General features: G+C 54.2%; 14 protein-coding genes. 13 read left to right on the top strand and 1 reads right to left on the bottom strand.

Annotation, left to right across the window (positions count from 1 at the left end; translation table 11 throughout):
* Nucleotides 1-441 precede the first annotated feature (441 nt).
* Nucleotides 442-783, bottom strand: a complete 342-nt coding sequence (gene trxA, locus GA0061077_RS04560) for a thioredoxin (RefSeq protein WP_091847774.1) — start codon at nucleotides 781-783, stop codon at nucleotides 442-444.
* 162 nt (nucleotides 784-945) lie between these two features.
* On the opposite strand from trxA, the gene GA0061077_RS04555 reads away from it, so the two are divergent.
* From GA0061077_RS04555 to galT, 13 genes are all read left to right on the top strand, one after another.
* Nucleotides 946-1,578 (top strand): DUF4916 domain-containing protein, encoded by a 633-nt coding sequence (locus tag GA0061077_RS04555; RefSeq protein WP_091847773.1) that lies wholly within the window; start codon nucleotides 946-948, stop codon nucleotides 1,576-1,578.
* Between the two features lie 75 nt (nucleotides 1,579-1,653).
* Nucleotides 1,654-2,511 carry an alpha/beta fold hydrolase gene (locus GA0061077_RS04550; RefSeq protein WP_091847772.1) on the top strand — a complete coding sequence of 286 codons (858 nt, stop codon included), beginning with the start codon at nucleotides 1,654-1,656 and terminating at the stop codon, nucleotides 2,509-2,511.
* Nucleotides 2,512-2,638: 127 nt separating this feature from the next.
* Nucleotides 2,639-3,727, top strand: coding sequence for an NAD(+) diphosphatase (gene nudC, locus GA0061077_RS04545; RefSeq protein ID WP_091847771.1), 1,089 nt, complete (start codon nucleotides 2,639-2,641; stop codon nucleotides 3,725-3,727).
* 109 nt (nucleotides 3,728-3,836) lie between these two features.
* Nucleotides 3,837-5,381 carry a L,D-transpeptidase gene (locus GA0061077_RS04540; protein ID WP_091847770.1) on the top strand — a complete coding sequence of 515 codons (1,545 nt, stop codon included), beginning with the start codon at nucleotides 3,837-3,839 and terminating at the stop codon, nucleotides 5,379-5,381.
* A 136-nt stretch (nucleotides 5,382-5,517) separates the two neighbouring features.
* The gene (gene gcvH / locus GA0061077_RS04535) at nucleotides 5,518-5,952 is read left to right on the top strand and encodes a glycine cleavage system protein GcvH (RefSeq protein WP_091847927.1); all 435 of its coding nucleotides are present in this window, start codon (nucleotides 5,518-5,520) and stop codon (nucleotides 5,950-5,952) included.
* A gap of 128 nt (nucleotides 5,953-6,080) precedes the next feature.
* Complete coding sequence (locus tag GA0061077_RS04530; RefSeq protein ID WP_091847926.1) at nucleotides 6,081-8,603, top strand: S9 family peptidase; 2,523 nt, start codon at nucleotides 6,081-6,083, stop codon at nucleotides 8,601-8,603.
* Nucleotides 8,604-8,785: 182 nt separating this feature from the next.
* Nucleotides 8,786-9,823, top strand: coding sequence for a 3-isopropylmalate dehydrogenase (locus GA0061077_RS04525; protein WP_091847769.1), 1,038 nt, complete (start codon nucleotides 8,786-8,788; stop codon nucleotides 9,821-9,823).
* A gap of 165 nt (nucleotides 9,824-9,988) precedes the next feature.
* Nucleotides 9,989-10,552, top strand: a complete 564-nt coding sequence (locus tag GA0061077_RS04520) for an NINE protein (protein ID WP_324609213.1) — start codon at nucleotides 9,989-9,991, stop codon at nucleotides 10,550-10,552.
* Nucleotides 10,553-10,692: 140 nt separating this feature from the next.
* Nucleotides 10,693-11,730, top strand: coding sequence for a lipoyl protein ligase domain-containing protein (locus GA0061077_RS04515; protein WP_143249605.1), 1,038 nt, complete (start codon nucleotides 10,693-10,695; stop codon nucleotides 11,728-11,730).
* An 82-nt stretch (nucleotides 11,731-11,812) separates the two neighbouring features.
* On the top strand, nucleotides 11,813-12,532 hold the full coding sequence (locus tag GA0061077_RS04510) for a Crp/Fnr family transcriptional regulator (RefSeq protein WP_091847767.1): 720 nt from the start codon (nucleotides 11,813-11,815) through the stop codon (nucleotides 12,530-12,532).
* Between the two features lie 160 nt (nucleotides 12,533-12,692).
* The gene (locus GA0061077_RS04505) at nucleotides 12,693-14,969 is read left to right on the top strand and encodes a transglycosylase domain-containing protein (RefSeq protein WP_091847766.1); all 2,277 of its coding nucleotides are present in this window, start codon (nucleotides 12,693-12,695) and stop codon (nucleotides 14,967-14,969) included.
* 161 nt (nucleotides 14,970-15,130) lie between these two features.
* Complete coding sequence (locus tag GA0061077_RS04500; RefSeq protein WP_234696508.1) at nucleotides 15,131-15,946, top strand: DeoR/GlpR family DNA-binding transcription regulator; 816 nt, start codon at nucleotides 15,131-15,133, stop codon at nucleotides 15,944-15,946.
* A 111-nt stretch (nucleotides 15,947-16,057) separates the two neighbouring features.
* Nucleotides 16,058-17,311 carry a galactose-1-phosphate uridylyltransferase gene (galT, locus tag GA0061077_RS04495; RefSeq protein WP_091847764.1) on the top strand — a complete coding sequence of 418 codons (1,254 nt, stop codon included), beginning with the start codon at nucleotides 16,058-16,060 and terminating at the stop codon, nucleotides 17,309-17,311.
* The last annotated feature ends 113 nt before the right edge of the window (nucleotides 17,312-17,424 follow it).

Raw genomic sequence — 17,424 nt, 5'->3', positions numbered from 1 at the left:
CCTTCTGCACTCCTAAGTAGTCCTACAGTTCCAGGCACGTCACACAGCAAACGAGCCGTTCATTCTCTCTAATCTCAATCATCTCTTTGCACGCGATCCTGCATGCAATGTAACACCGCCACTTTTCGCATTCCAGCGGTTACGTCACAAAACCATCATAATTATAGCGCGTTGTTCGGAAAAGGAAACGATTGACGTGATAAGCAAGGTATATTTGTGCGCGTGGAATCTGTTCGGGGAGCCGTTAGCCCCAGCATTCTCCGGCTTTGGAAAGCGGTATGCCGATAGCCAAAACTTATTGGCTATCGGCATACCGGTAGATGTGGTCTTAAATGAACGCCTCTTCGGTCGTCGCCCAGATCTTTTTCGAAACAGTGGTCCGTGACCCATCTTTCAGGTGACGTTGTACTCGGCGCAGGTCGGGCGTGTGTGTTGTTTGGGTCAGTCCTTCTTGGCGTTGATGTCGAAGGTGCGGGCCTGCTCAATGACCTCATCCAAGTCGGAAGCGCGCAGGGCGCCCGCCTGCTTGAAGATGATCTGTCCCTTCTTGGCGATCATCAAAGTCGGAACGGCCTGAATTTCTGCCGCCGAAGCCAGCTCCTGGTTCTGATCGATGTCGACCTTGCCGAAGACGATATCGGGATTGGCTTCGCTGGCCTTTTCGTATACCGGTCCAAATGCCTTGCACGGGCCGCACCATGTCGCCCAAAAGTCCACAAGCACCAAGTCGTTGCTAGTGATGGTTTCTTCAAAGTTTGCTGCCGTCAAAGTCTGTGTTGCCATGATTACGGCTCCTTCTTCTTGTGCATTGCATCGAATCCGGAATATAAGGCCCTTGGATTCGGTGCAAGGCCAGTTTGTCAGCAAACCCCAACATCACTAAGCCTCTGACGAAAAGAGAGGTCATTTCGCGCATTCGTCACCCTTCAAGTCGATAATAGGAATATGCCAGTGTTAAATGATGAAGTACCCGATGAGGGTGACTTCGATGCAGGGCGGCGTCGTGGCGAATTTGACGGCATCACGCCCGAGGATTTCGTGCGTGGGGGCGATGACGACAACCCTCCAGGTTGGCTTTCGCCACATGACATCGATGAAGCAAGGGCCAGACTGCCCATCATCTATATCGAAGTGGTTCCCGTGCGAATTAATGACTTCGGAAGTATCTGCGAAGTCGGTTCGTTGCTGCGAGTTCGTGATGACGGGTCGGTGGAACGAACTCTGATCGCAGGTCGTGTGCTTTGCCATGAGACGATCCGTGAGACCATCGCCCGTAACATTGCCAAGGATCTTGGTAATCTTGCGCTGCCGATCATGCCTATGGGCCTTCAACCTTTTACCGTGGCCGAGTTTTTCCCGACTCCAGGCATCTCCGAGTTCTACGATCCGCGTCAGCATGCCATCGCACTGTGCTATGTCGTTCCGATTTCCGGGGATTGCAAACCGCTTGATCGTACGCTTGATGTCGAATGGTGTGATGTTGAGAGCGAACAACTTGATACGTTCCTAAACCAGATGGCCGACGGACACGGTCAGATTGTTCGTCGGGCACTGTCTTGGGGCGGAGTGGGTAATTGACGGTGGTTTCGTGTCGAACGCCGGTATGCCTCATGCCGATTCGTTTGCCTGTTTACTTTATTGAGGAAGAATGCCATGAATATTCGTGTTAGCAATAAGGTCTATCGTTCAGGTGAGGGTGTTCCGCTTATCCTTCTGCACGCTTTTCCCATCGATGCTCGGATGTGGGACGAGTGCGCGGCAAACCTGATTCGGATGAGCGATGAGCGTGGTTTGGACCCGTTCCCCATCTGGGCTCCAGATACTCCGGGTGCTGGAGATTCCGCAATTCCCGATGCAGCGGCCACTGGTGAGATTGCCCCGGACGGTGCTTATTGCGAGGCTTTGGACCGTGTTGCCGGTGCCTACGTCTCCATGTTGCACGTAGCCGGTTACTCCAAGGCGATTTGGGCGGGCCTGTCGATGGGCGGCTACATGGCCATGGATTTGCAGCGGCTATATCCGGAGGTTGTTGCTGGTCTTGCGCTGTTTGATACCACCACCGCCGCTGATAGTCCAAAGGGGCGTCGCAACCGTCTTGAAGTGGCCCGTACGTGTTTGGAAGACAATACGGTCGATCCGGTTATGCATTTCGCTTTGCCGAAGTCCGGCGATTCCACAGTCAAACGTGGCAACCAGTTCCAGGATTTGATGACGGGTTGGATCGACGACCAGCGGCCGGAGGGATTGGCTTGGCGTCAGCGCATGGCTGCGGGCAGGCTTGACACCAGCGACCAATTGGCAAAGATCCAAGTTCCGGCTTCCGTTATCAGCGGTGAGAACGATCCCTCGAGTCCGCCGGAGAAAATGCGATTGATTGCCCAAGGCATGACCTCCACGAATGCCGTTTTCACCGCCATACCGGATTGCGGTCATTTCAGCGCGGTGGAGCATCCGGACATCGTCGCTGCCGCATTGGTTGATTTGGTTGAACGTGTGGGCCGGTCTGCTTGACGGAAACGCTGGTCGTTGATCGGAAGAGTGGCTTGCGCCGTGTTACGCGTGGCGACCGACACATTTTTGGCATGACGTGTCGTGAAGAAAAAGAACGTGCTCTTGGGCGAGATTGAAAGAGGCTAATATGGCTACTTCATTTTCATCGTTGGCGTTGACGCAAACGCTGTCGTTTTTGCCCTTGGTGCAGGGAGATACGGATTATCGAGCAGAGCGCAGAGAAGAACCTGGGCTCATTGAAACAGTGCTCGCTCAACACGGAACGACCGTTATTTTTGTTCGTGATGGGATGTTGGCGGTGCCGAACGGTCAAGCAGCAAAGGTTGATTTCGAAACAGCGGCCGTGCGTTTGGCTTCGGTACCCGGTGATTACGTGTTGCGCGGTTTCGGCGGCAAGCTCGACGCGCTTGACGTCATGGGGGTAATCGCTGTTTTTCTTGGCGCCCATGGCGACGATCCTGATAATGTTCGGCAGGTGGTCGCTTTCGACGTATCTGGATTGGCTCATGATGGTGACGCTCAGATCGATCGGAAGGGCGGTAACCAGGCATATTTTGCCGCAACGGATTTGCTTGACAAGGTCATGGGACGGTTTGATTGGGTTGCCTTGCAGGATTTCGCCCCGCACAGTTCGGCTCGAGAGGTCGGCTGGGCAACCACAGCGGTGGCGTTGAGTATGTGGCATGCCGCACAGCTGTATTGCCCACGTTGCGGCTCGCCGGTTCTTCCCGCAAATGCCGGTTGGGCTCAGCGTTGCACAAACGAAGGGTGCCGGGCCAATAAATCATTGTTGTTCCCGCGTGTGGAGCCGGCGGTCATTGTTTCCATCGTTGATGGTCAGGACCGCTTGCTCTTGCAACATAACAAAGCGTGGAAGGATCCGGCCCGGTATTCTGTGTGCGCAGGGTTTGTTGAGGCCGGCGAAAATCTTGAGCATGCCTGCAGGCGCGAAGCCGAGGAAGAGACTGGGCTTAAGCTCGGAGAAGTGAAGTACCTGGGTTCGCAGCCTTGGCCGTTTCCCGCTTCGTTGATGGTTGCGTTCAAGGCACGGGCGCTCAGCGTCGATATTCAGGTTGATCGACGCGAAACAACAGAGGCCGCTTTCTTTACTCGTGACGAATTCACTGAGGCGCTGGTTTCTGGTCGTATTGTTCCGCCGGGCAAATCCACCATCGCCCGTTACATGATTGAGGAATGGTATGGGCGCAAATTGTGACGTCTGGTCTGGCCCGCACCATTTGATGCAAAAGTCGAGAATTTTCATGTTTAAGTGCTGGATGACGTCAACTAGTGGGAATAGTCTGTAGGTAGTACGCCGGTAAGGCATGTGTGAGGAAGAAGTAATGGACAACGCGATTAACGATGGCGACAGGCCTGGGACGTTGGTGACGGAAGCCACCTTGGATGATCTTGAAGCCTTGGGAGGTAATGTCGATCACGGTGGTGTCCCGCAAGACAAGCGACATGGGGCAACTATCATCATGGTGGTGGTTTTTGCTGTGATTGTTGTGGCTGCGTTGGCTGGATTCTCCGGTGCTCGTTGGTACTACCGAGACAAGGCCGCTCCCGGTGTTTATTTAGGCAATGTGTCTGTGGCGGGACAGAACGCCTCGCAACTTGAGCAGACGGTCACCCGTGAGGCGGACAACTCCAAGATCACCGTTTCAGACGAACAAGGACGAAAAGTAACGGCTGGTTTCAAGGATTTTGGTGTCAGCGTCGATGTTAAGAGGACGGTTCGGGACCTGCTTGATGCCAAGGGAGATGGCGCAGGTCGTGTGTCACCGTTCGGCAAAGCATACATTAAGTTGGACGCCAAAGTGAATGATTTGTCGGTCAATAAGTATCTGACCGACAGCTTCGTGCAAGACGGGGATAAGGCCGTTCCTTCATCCATCGCATTCAATGGAAGCAACAAGTTCGTTGTACAGGCCGGCCATGGTGGACGTGCCCCTGATATGGCCGGTGTCAAACGCACGCTTGATGATTTGATTGCGAATCCGGGGCAGACGCAAAGCGTGACAGTCTCCTACAAGGATGTTCCCGACCCTGTGTCGGAGCAGAATGCCCAAATAACTGCCGATTTGGCCAACAAGATTCTGTCCAATCCCATCGTGATCAACAATGGCGATACCGGCAAGTTCCAAATCCCTGTGGATCGAATTGCCTCGTGGATCAAGATGGAGACCGACTTGGAAAAGGGAACCATCTCGTTTGACATCGATAAGGCTGCCGTCGCCAACTATCTCAACGCTGAAGTGCCGAAGCGACTTAACCATGAGATGACGACTCAAGAGGACATCATTAATAATTCTGGTCAGGTGCTGCTGACATTGAAGAAGGGCGTTAACGGTGTCAAAGTCAAAGACTGCGGGCCTGTGATTGATCAAGTCTACGGTGCGCTGATGGATTCGCAGCCTGCCACCATTCAGGTTCCTGCTGACATCACCAAATTCGACGTCAAGCAGACCAAACCGCAGATGCGGCTGGTGGTTGACAAGTCCGCTCAGATGGTGACCGTTTACAAGGACGATCAACAGGTGCAAACCTTCCCGGTATGTACGGGCAAGGGCGGACACGAGACGACTCCCGGGACTTATGTTATTAATGTGCGCTACGACGTTCAGACCATGAGAGGTTCGGATTATGTCACTCCGAACGTGCCTTGGGTCAGCTATTTCAATGGTGGACAAGGATTCCACGGTGCGCCTTGGAATCCCACCGGCATCGGCATGGGCGATCCGGTCGGGCATGGTTCACACGGCTGCGTAAACATGAACGTTCAGGATGCCAAGTGGATTTACGACAACTGTCCTCAGGGTAGCCTCGTGCAGGTCGTCGGTAGTCAGCCCGGCGGTCCCGTGCGTTAATTGAACATCTCAACCCGTCGTCCTATCAATCAGGCAGCAGGTTTTTTATTTGGCGACGCGATATCCGTGGTTTTGCACAGAGAGCAAGGCATAGCGCGATGGAATGCTGTAGTCTAGCACTATGAGTGAAAACAATATGAATGATATCGAAACTGGAGATGTTTCTGCGGCAGGTGCTTCGAGCGCCGTTTCGTTGGATGTGCCCGATCATCTGCAGTATTCCGTTGACCATGTGTGGCTTGAAGATAATGAAGAACTGGCCGTCATCGGTTTAACCGAATACGCTGCCAATCAGATGGGCGAACTCGTCTATATCGACCTTCCCGCGCCTGGGACTTCGGTACGTGCCGGTGACGAAATCACTGAAATAGAAAGCGCCAAAACCGTGCAGAACCTCATTTCTCCGGTCGAGGGTACGGTTCGATATGTCAATCAGTCGGTAGTTGACGATCCGCAGGTCATCAACAATGATCCCTATGGTGAAGGCTGGATTCTCAAGCTGGAACTTGAAGACGACGAACCTGAGCTGATGACTGCCGACCAGTATGCGGCTATGCTTAAACGTCTGTAAATGCTGTGTTTTGCCCTCCTGTCCGCAACTTTCCAAAGCGGGAGGGCGACGAGGTCTTCTGTCGTGAATTCCCTTACGTCTTGAGAAGGTTTCCGGCGGTTCGTTTGGTGAGTATGATTTAGAGCATGATGACTGACAGATCGAACCTTGCTCCAATATCAGGCGCAGCCGACGTCGAAGCATTTCCTAAGGCCGCGCACATTCCACACGAGCGTACGGCGCATGGTGATACATTCATTGATCCCTACAACTGGGTGCGTGACAAGGAATCGGCGCAAGTGCAGCGTCTTGTTCGTGAAGAAAACGACTACTATCAGGCGCGTACCGCAGGATTTGACGGGCTGAAGCAGCAGTTGTTCAAGGAACTCAAGTCTCGCATTGATGAGACGGATATGTCCGTGCCGACGCGGATGGACGGTTACTGGTATTTTGTTCGCACACGCGAAGGCCTGCAATATGGTGTGCAATGCAGGTTGCCCATCACGGGACCTGATGATTGGGATCCTCCGCAAATCAACGTTGATGATGCGTCCGGAGCAATTCCGGGTGAACAGGTGGTTTTCGATCCCAATGTTGAAGGCAAAGGACACGACTTCTTCCGGCTAGGCGGCCTTGATTTGTCGCGCGATGGCCGATGGCTGCTTTATGGCGTCGATACTGCCGGCAGCGAGCGCTATGACTACCATATGCGTAATCTTGATGACGGTCATGAGTTGCCTGAAGTCTTTGAAGGGATTGCAGAGGCGTGCTTGACGCCTGACGGCAAGTGGGTGTTCTATACCCTGCTTGATGAATCTTGGCGACCTTTTGCGGTCAAGCGTCATCGGGTGGGTACGCCTGTGGCTGATGATGTTGAAGTCTTCCATGAGGGGGATGCTCGATTTTGGGTCGGGGTAGGACTGAGCTTTGATGAACGCAATGTGGTCATCGGAACCTCATCCAAAACTACCAGTGAAGTGCTGATGCTCCCGGTCGACGAGCCGGAGGGCGAATTCCGTGCGTTTATTGCTCGTCAGGAAGGTGTGGAATACGATGTCAGCTTTGCTTGTTTCGAAGGTGTGGGCGCAGACGGTTCCGATATTCCTCTGGCGTTGGTTTACCACAACGCGAAGAATCCGAATTTTGAAGTGGATGTGGTCGATCTGCGCTCGCATGAGCCACCATATGCGTTAGGCGAAGGTACCGTTGTTGCCGTTGGCTCACCGTATGGATGTGAGAGGGGTAACGCGGTGGAGGCCGGTGCCTCTGGCAAGAGGGTCGGAACCCCATACCGTAATGGAAGCAATCCCGAAATTATGCAGAACGCTCGTGGTTTGGGTATCGAAGGCATTTCAATGTACCGCCATTTCGTTGTGCTGAGCTATCGGTGCAACGGTTTGCCTCATGTCGCCGTGATGCCCAAACGTGATGCACAGCAGGATTTTCTGGCGCATCGTCCGTGGCGTTTCCGTGAGCTGTGCGCGGGCGAAACAGGTTTCGATGTCGATGGGCAAGTTGGTTCGTGCGAAGACGAGCATCTCTATTCCATCGCTGTCGGCGGCAATCCGTCCTATGATGTCCCTCGTCTGCGTTATTCATTCTCGAGCTATACCCGTCCCGGTGAGCTGCGCGAACTTGATGTGGACACTGGAACGAGCAGACTGCTCAAGCGTGCGAAGGTTCATGGCGGTTTTGATGCGGACGATTACCGCGAACACCGAGTGTGGGTGCGGGTCAGAGACGGCGAATTGGTTCCGGTCTCATTGGTTTGGAGATCGGATCGTTGCGAAAGTATGCAGGGGTGCACCGATGGTGTCGATGTGCTCGATTTGCAGCCTACGCAACCATCTGATGGTATTTCTGGCGCCCCGATGTTCATCACTGGTTACGGGGCTTATGAAGTCAGCAGCGATCCAGGGTTCTCGGTGGCCCGTTTGAGCATGCTCGATCGTGGTGTTCTCTATGCTGTGGTGCACGTGCGAGGTGGCGGGGAAATGGGACGTGCCTGGTATGAGCAGGGTCGTAGACTCGCCAAGCGCCACACCTTCGAGGATTTCGTCGACGTCACCATGGCATTGCAGCGGGCAGGGTTCGCCGATCCGGCTCGGACGGTCGCTAATGGTGGTTCTGCGGGTGGTCTGTTGATGGGTGCCGTCGCGAACATCGCGCCGCAATGCTATGCGGGTATAGAAGCCGATGTGCCATTCGTCGATGCGCTCACTTCGATTCTAGATCCGTCGTTGCCCTTGACGGTGACTGAATGGGATGAGTGGGGCGATCCGTTGCACAACAAGGACGTATATGACTATATGAAGTTGTATTCACCGTACGAAAATGCACCTTTCGGTCCATGGGGTGAGCCGGCTGGTCGGGATGAGAGCGGTCGGTCCGATGGAGAATGTGGCGGTGAAATTGAGGCAGTCGATATGAAAGACGGCGCCGCTGCCCGAATTTACCCGAAGATATTCGCTACTACGTCGATGAATGATACACGGGTTCTGTATGTGGAACCTCTTAAATGGATATTACGTCTGCAATCGCAAGGTGTTGATGCCATTGTTCGCATCGAAGTGGACGCCGGACACGGTGGTACTTCCGGTCGATATAAGCAGTGGAAGGAAGTCAGTGAAGAAAACGCATGGTGCCTCAACGTCATGGGCATTGATCGGTAGCGCCTGGACAGCGGGGTAATGCAACAGGTGATGTCGATTCCGGACAGAACGGATGGCTCTTGGGTGGTTCGGCATCATCGGCACCGCACATGTGCCAATGAGCGTGATTCGTCGCAAAGGGGTTGTCCATTTTTCGGACCAGATTGTGGACGTCTTCGGGACCCCGACTATCGTCGCAAAATATGAGTACTAACAAGACATATCATATTGCCGTCATCCCCGGCGATGGCATCGGTAAGGAAATCATCCCACCCGCTCAGCAGGTTATGGAGAAGGTAACGCAGGGTGTGGCAGATTTTGAATATGAAAACTTTGATCTGGGAGCCGAACGCTACCTGCGCGACGGCGTCATCCTGCCCGATGAAGAGCTTGAACGGATCAAAAAAACCGACGCCATCCTGCTTGGTGCCATTGGTGATCCGCGCGTGCACGCTGGTGTGTTGGAACGCGGGCTGCTTCTGAAGTTGCGTTTTGCGCTTGACCAGTATGTCAATCTGCGCCCTTCCAAGTTGTATCCTGGTGTTGAATCGCCGCTCAGGAATCCGGGCGATATCGATTTCGTGGTCGTGCGTGAGGGAACGGAAGGCCTGTATTGCGGCGCCGGCGGCGATATTCGCAAGGGTACCGCCCAAGAGGTGGCCACCGAGGTCAGCATCAACACCGCTTACGGCGTCGAACGCGTGGTGCGTTACGCCTTCGAACTGGCGATGAAGCGCAAGAAGCATGTCACGTTGGTTCATAAGAAGAACGTTCTGGTCAATGCAGGCGACATGTGGCAACGTATCGTCGATGAGGTCGGTGCCGAATATCCTGAAGTTTTCCATGATTACCTCCACATTGATGCGGCAACTATTTTCATGGTGACCGACCCCAGTCGCTTCGACGTGCTGCTGACGGACAATCTTTTCGGTGACATCATCACCGACGAGGCCGGAAGCGTGGTTGGCGGCATCGGTTATTCCGCGTCGGGCTGCATCAACGCAAGCAATGAATATCCTTCCATGTTCGAACCCATTCACGGTTCCGCTCCGGATATCGCCGGCAAAGGCATTGCAAATCCGACCGCAACCATCCTTTCCACGGCGATGTTGTTGCGTCATTTGGGTATGGACGAGCCCGCCGCTCAGATTGAAGCCGTTGTCGAAGCGGATATTGCGCAAAACGCTCAGACCAAGCGCACCACCGAAGAAGTTGGCAGGGATATTCTGGCACGTTTGTAGTTACGGCAGGTGGTTTGGCGCAGATAGGTGGACACTCGCAGTAAGTAAGCACCGGTGGCATTGAACGGCGATGCCACCGGTCATATGCTTCCCCATCTTCCGTGTTTACGCCGCTTTTGAACTTTCATGTGACGAGCTCACCCATGTAAGCTAAACTAGATGACTATGAACAATACTACAGATCCATTCGGTGGTCCGGCTCCTCAGCCCCAGCAGTGTGCGGGTGCTCCCCAAGGGCAATATACTGCACCCAACGGCGCATACCAGGCCGCTGGTCCGCAATATTCACAAGCTCAAAATGGCCCCCAGCCTGGCTATGGCCCTCAGCCCGTCTATGGTGCTCCTGCCGGCGGCCAGTCGTATTCTGCCTACGGAAACCAGCAGCAATATCCCCCGCAGGGTCAGCCGTACCCTCCCCAATACGGCCAGCCAACGCAGCCTCAGTTTGCACCTGCGACCATGCCCACGCCGTATTACAACCCCCGAAGCAAGATGACTGCAGGATTACTCGGCATCTTTTTGGGTGGCCTTGGCGTGCATAACTTCTACCTCGGCTTCTACACCAAAGCCATCATTCAGTTGTTGCTGAGCCTGATCGGTTGGATTTTCCTCGGGCTTGGTCCGATTGCCGCATACATTTGGGGCCTGGTTGAAGGTGTGCTGATCATTTGTTCTGATTCCACGTCCTCATGGCACGTGGACGCAAACGGCGTTCAATTACGAGACTAGTGTCGCGTGAGTCGGGTTCTGTTCAAGGCCGTATAGCCATTCCGCCTATGACAGTGATCTGGTGTTGTGGGTGCTGTTTGAGATAACGATGAAGCCTCTTCATGGTGTCTTGGCGTGCCGCAAGCTGATATGGTGATGCGATGCGTGGTGAATACAAGAAGCCCGGAGGCAAACTGGTTGGTGTCGATGTCGATGTGAATCGAGAGGGTGATCCGCTTTCTTGCAGCATAGACGGCGACTTCTTTGTGATGGGCAACGACGGGGCCGCTCGTTTGCTGCTTCGTGATCTTGAGCGGGCTTTGGTTCAGGGCAAACCGTTGGATGCCGTGGTGCATGACCATCCGTACGTGTGCTTGGTAGGCATCGATGTCGATGCGATAGAGACGGCGTATCTCAGGGCTTTGCATAGTGACGAGGGCGATATCCGTCGTGTGACGGGGCGTCCGGTCGCTGCGCAAGCCGTAGATGATGATCGGGAAGAGTTCCGACGGCGTTGGAAGGCTTTGCGTCCGAAAGTGGTTCGTGACATTGCTCGCACACCGGCGCAGCAGATGGAGCTTGATGAGCGTTGGGCTCGTGAAGTCGCCGAAGGTCAGCGCCCAGCCACATTGCGATTCTGGCGTTGGTCGGGTCCGGCAGTTGTTGTCGGCAGATTTCAGTCGGTTGACCATGAGGTTGACATTGCGGCGGCCCGCGAAAAAGGGTTTGAAGTGGTGCGACGTTGCACAGGCGGCGGTACCATGTTCGTCAAACCGTCGGATGTCATCACTTATTCGCTGTATGCGCCGCAGGATTTCGTCAAAGGGGTTGGCGTCGACGAGTCATTTCGGCTCTGCGACCAATGGTTGGTTGATGCGCTCAATGCAATCGGCGTTCCCGCTTCGTTCGGTGGCACCAACGACATCGTGTGTGCGGATGGCAAGATCGGCGGTGCGGCGCAGCGTCTTTTCCCCGGTCGCAATGTTGGTCCGGGGGCCCTTCTGCATCACACCACTTTGGCTTATGATATTGATGTGGAAAGGATGAGTGCAATCCTGAGAACCTCTCCGGAAAAAATGAGTGACAAAGCTGTTAAATCGGCACCGAGCCGCGTTTGTCCGATCAAAAAGCATACAGCGAGGGAACTTGGACAGGTTTTCTCTTATTTCGAAACATATAGCGAACATTGCTGCAATTAAGGTACGTTTTATTAGTATTTTGACTAAGATATACATATGAATGTTTCTGGTGGTGACGGCAACAAAGGTATTTGGAGGTGCGATGGTAGTGGATAGTCCCAACGGCGTCTCAGGGGTAAACAATGAACTTCTGCAGACGGCATTGTTCAAGCATGTCTCCCAGGCTGAGGCTGAGGAATTGATGCCTTACATGAAGCGTGCGGAGTTCGAAAAAGGCGATTATATTTTCCGTGAGGGGTCTACCGACCAGCGTATGTATCTGCTCGAATTCGGCAAAGTGAAGCTGATTCGGGAAGCCAGCGACAATCGCGTTCAGTTGTTGAGCATCCATACTAGGGGCGAGATATTGGGGGAGATTCCCGTTTTTGACCCCGCCGGAGGTCCGCGAACGGCCTCGGCCATCGCGATGAGCAACGGCACGCAGGTTGGTTGGCTGGAGCATGACACCCTGTTTTCCTGGCTCAACAAACATCCGCGTATAGCCGTGAATATGCTGCAGGTGATGGCGAACCGTATGCGTGCCAACAACGAACAGATTTCCGACCTGGTATTCATGGATGTGCCGGCACGACTGGCCAAGACCTTGCTTGATTTGGCGTCGCGTTTCGGTGAGCCAGTGGAATCCGGAGTGAGGGTGCCCCATGACCTGACGCAAGAGGAAATGGCCCAGCTGGTGGGTTCCTCGCGCGAAACCGTCAACAAGGCGTTGATGGATTTTGCCAATCGCGGTTGGATTGCCCGTGAGGGTCGTTCCATCATCATTTATCAGCCGGGTGCCCTGATTCGCCGTTCGCGTCATTAACCATCGGCGTTAGTGATCGTGTGTGCAGTCCCTGTCTTCAAAGCATGAACGTTTAGGCTAATTTTCCGCAAGTTCCCTGACTTCACCGAACTTGGCACATGTTGGGCGTCAAGGCCGCCAAACACATGTATCGGTAGAGGGAATACCATAGAATGACAACATGTCTCAAATGAAGAATGACCTCACTGTTCGGCGTGTTATTGCTTTGTTGCTGACCTACGTAACCCTGTGTGTAGCAGGTGGCGTGGTTGGTGGCGTGTTCTTCATACCTGCTGTGCTGGGACTCAATGAGGCGGCGCGCGTGGTCGGACCTTCGCTGAAGGTGGAGGACATAGATTTTGATGTCACCAGTCTTCCGCAGAAATCCACCATCTATGCCTCCGACAACAAGACGGTCATTGCGTCGTTCTACGCCCAGAATCGTACAGTGGTGCCGCTGCGTCAGATCTCGCAGCCAATGCAGCAGGCCGCGGTCGCTCGTGAGGACAAACGATTCTTCGAACATTCCGGTGTCGACGTGCAAGGTGTGGTGCGAGCCTTCGTGCAGACGTTCATCAAGCATGGCGACACCCAGGGCGGATCGTCGCTGACCCAGCAGTACGTCAAGAATGTGCTGCTGGTGGAAGCCAAAGAAAACAACGATCCGATCGCCGAATACCATGCCACGGAAGACACCGTCGCACGCAAGATACGAGAGATGCTTATCGCCGTGCAGATGGAGAAGCAGTATTCCAAACCTGAGATTCTTCAGGGGTATCTCAACATCGCCCAGTTCGGTCGCAACAACTTGTACGGTGTGGAAACCGCCGCGAGGCGATACTTCAATGTTTCCGCCGCTGATCTCAACATCGGCCAGGCGGCGACCATCGCTTCGATCACCAAGAACCCTTCTCGCTACGATCCCTCGGTTCCGCAGAATCAACCCGAAGCTGAGAAACAGCGTAATATCGTGCTGGATCTGATGTTTCAGCAGCATTTCATTTCTCAGGCTGATCACGACAAATTCCGTGCCGAACCGATCGCGCAGACGCTTAATCTTCAGGATAATTCGACGCAGGTGGGTTGTCAGGTGGCTGGTGACGCGGGCTTCTTCTGCGATTATGCGACCAAGCAGATCCTTAATTCCAAGGAATTCGGTAAGACGGCCAAGGATCGCAACAAGTTGCTGAATGAGGGCGGGCTGAATATTTACACCACCATGGATGTGAACGCCAACGCGAGTGCGATGCAGGCCGCGCGCGACACGATTCCTCTGAACGACCCGAGCGGTTTTGAAGTGGTTATCGCGGCTGTCAGACCCGGTACCGGCGAAGTGCTTGGTTTCGGCATCAACCGTATTTATGATCCGACTGATGCCGCCCATAGCGATCCCACGCGTACGGCGGTGAATTATGCGGTGGATCAGCAGGATGGCGGCGGCACCGGCTGGGGCGTCGGCTCCACATGGAAGCCCATCAACACGGTGGCGTGGATGCGACAAGGAAGATCTATCACTGAGACTGTTCATCCTCAGGGTCTGTATCCCCGCCACTCTTTCTCATGCTCTGGCTACAGCGGTATTGCAAACTCGTGGTCTGTACACAATTCCGAAGGTGGTACGGGTGGTGCCGAGTCAGTGCTTGACGGCTTGGTTCATTCTCACAACACTACGCAAGCGGCCATGGCGCAGCAGATTGGGATGTGTTCGATTGTCGATACTGCGAAGACATTGGGGTATCACAATGCTCCAACAAACGACAAGGTGCTGTCTTCCAAAAACTGGCCCGGTTCGCTGATTATCGGCACGGTTGCATCGTCCCCTTTGACCATGGCCAATGTGTATGCAACCATTGCCGCCAACGGTGTGCAGTGCACCCCGATTGCGTTGAAGAAGGTAGTTAACAAGCAGGGTGAATCGCTTAAGGTTCCGAGTGCCAACTGCCATCAAGCCATTGACCCGGCCATTGCGCAGACAACCGCGTATGCGATGAACCAAGGTGTTGTTCGTTCTGATGGTCAGGCTAAGGCTGCTCAGCTCGACAATGGGCGCAAGACGTTTGCGAAAACAGGCACCAACGGCGATACGCCAATGCTTACCGCAGGGTTCGTGCCGAACCAGGTGGCCGCCTTCGTCTCCGTGGGGAATGCGGAGCATGATGTTTCCTTCAAAGGCAAGACCATTAACGGACAGTCGCACGGCACTTGGTACGGGTATCAGATTGCGGCGCCCGCTTGGAAGGCGTTCATGAACAAGTATCTTGCTGATGCAAATATTCCTATTGATAATGATTACGGGAATCCTGACCCGAAGTACATGGGTGGCGGAGGTGCTTCAGGAAATGGTGCCGGCCAATCCAACGGGGACTCCAATAATAACAATCGTAATTCGCAAAACAGTCAGCAGAAACAGGGAGAAGGCCAAGAACAGTACGGGGAAGATGCCGGCGGAGAGGAATAGCGTAATCAAGAGTTAAGCAATTCGACGCTGTTTGCATCGCTTGGCTGAGCTGTTAGGATACGGGTGTATGTGAGTATCTAATGTTCGCATTTGGTAGACCTGTCCATGTGAAACGCTCATTTAATTTTGTTTTATGCTCTTATTTGTGCGATAATGTTCATATGATTTCTTCACAGAGGCAGCATCTTATTTTGAGCCGACTCCGTACGCGAGGTGCGGTGCGCATCACCGCTCTGTCCAAAGAGCTCGGCGTTTCCGCCATGACCATACGACGTGATATTGCTGATTTGGCGGATAAAGGTCTTCTGAAACGAGTTCACGGCGGTGCGGTAACAACCAGTACCCTTCTGAGTGAGCCGCTTTTTTCGGTTAAATCTCAGATGGACATCGGGCTCAAGGATGCCATCGCACAGGAAGCGGTCAAATACGTTTCGCCCGGTGATGTAATCGCCATTGGCGGCGGCACCACGGCATATATCTTCGCCCAGCATCTTCTGGAAAGCCAGCGAGCCAGCAATATCACCATCCTCACGAACTCGATTCCGGTGGCGGAACTCGTGCAGGCGCTTGAATCAAAGGATGTCGAAGTCATTGTTACCGGCGGTGTGATCACGCGTTCCAATTCGTTGGTGGGTCCCATTTCAGATAAGGTCATCGAGTCACTGCGCGTCAATACCGTGTTCCTCGGCACGCATTCCGTTTCTGTGCCCCGTGGTTTTCTGATGCCGAACTCATTGGAGGCGGCGACGGATATGGCCATGATGAGCATCGCCGACAGAACGATTATTCTTACCGACCATACGAAGTGGAGCTGTACCTCGCTTTCCCTGTTCGCCCGCTTCGATCAGGTCGACACTTTGATAACCGATGATGGGCTGAATCTGACATCAGCCGAAGAAACACGCCAATTGGTCAATAATTTGGTAATGACCAAAGGGCCGGTATGGCCGGAAGAACAAGGATCTTGCAAGACATGAGCCTTTTGATGAAGTGCGTCCGTGGGACACCCGCGATATGTTCGCAGGCTGTTGTCACAGCGAGTTGACTCGACGGCTCGACCAAAGATAAACCAAGATAAAGGAACGGCAATGAAGCAACTGGAATTCAGCCATTACCAGTCCGGTGAGTATGCCGCGCAACATATTCGCATCACTCCAACGAGGCTGGCGGACGGACGAGACTTTTTCTATCTCGACGATAGCCCGGAGTATGTAAGCGGGGCGAAAACCCGTGAATTGCGCGATCCCCGCCCGCTTGTTGACAGATTTGCACCTCACCGCGACGCTGACGGGAACGAGGTGCCGTACGCAGAGCCGATTATGCGCCGCGACTTGTTGACCGGCGAATGGATCCCCATGGCGGCCGCTCGCATGAACCGACCAATTACCGCGGGGCCTGGAGCTACGGCGACAGGCAACCCGCTTGCGGCTCGTAGGCTCGGAGACCCCTATCAGGACGGCGAGGTTCCGGACACCGATTACGACGTCGTGGTGTTCGAAAACCGTTTTCCTTCGATGGTGCAGGTGCCCGGTGTGCCCAATGACATCACCCATGTCGACGGAAACGGGTTGTGGGAACAGAAGCCAGCTGCTGGTCGTTGCGAGGTAATTTGCTTCGATCCCAACGAAAACGGCCTGCCTGCCGACCTGCCGGTTTCACGCCTGCGCACCGTCGTGGAGGCATGGGCCTTCCGTACTGCCGAAATCTCACACATCGATGGAATCGAGCAGATTTTTCCGTTCGAAAACCATGGTGCCGAAATAGGTGTCTCGCTGGCGCATCCGCACGGCCAGGTCTACTGCTATCCCTTCATTCCCCCGAAGATGAAAACCGAGCTACAACATACTCAGGCTTATCAAGAACGCACTGGCGGCAACCTGTTGCGCGACATCATGGATGCGGAAATTGATGCCGGCACTCGAGTGGTGATGCGCAATTCCAGCTGGGTGGGCTACGTACCTGCAGCGGCGCGGTGGCCTTTGGAGGTGCATGTCGCCCCGCTGCGCGACGTCAAAACGCTTGACGAACTCAACGACCAGGAACGCTGGGATCTGGCCTCGATGTATTCGCATCTGTTGCGCCGCGGCAATGCCTTCTTCGACACCGGTGACGGCAAGGGCATGGATTTGCCGTACATCGCGGCATGGCATCAGGCGCCAGTACGCGATTCCCGTCGTGAGAGCTACCGGCTCAATCTGCAGTTCTTCTCGTTCCGGCGAGCGGCCAACAAGATCAAGTATCTTGCAGGTTCCGAATCGGGGATGGGTGCATGGGTCTCCGATACCACGCCCGAGCGCATCGCCGCTCGATTCCACGAGCTTGGTCCGGTTGACATCGGCTGACGACGTCTGCGTGTCATCGTGCGTTGTGCTAGCAATACGGCAGGTTAGTACATCTGCCGTCTTGCAGGTATGACACCGAAAGATACAAATTTCATAATTCAAGTCAGACATTT

Origin of the sequence: Bifidobacterium commune, from assembly GCF_900094885.1 — a bacterium.
Lineage (GTDB): Bacteria > Actinomycetota > Actinomycetes > Actinomycetales > Bifidobacteriaceae > Bifidobacterium > Bifidobacterium commune.
This window is presented reverse-complemented; position numbering and strand designations above follow the sequence as displayed.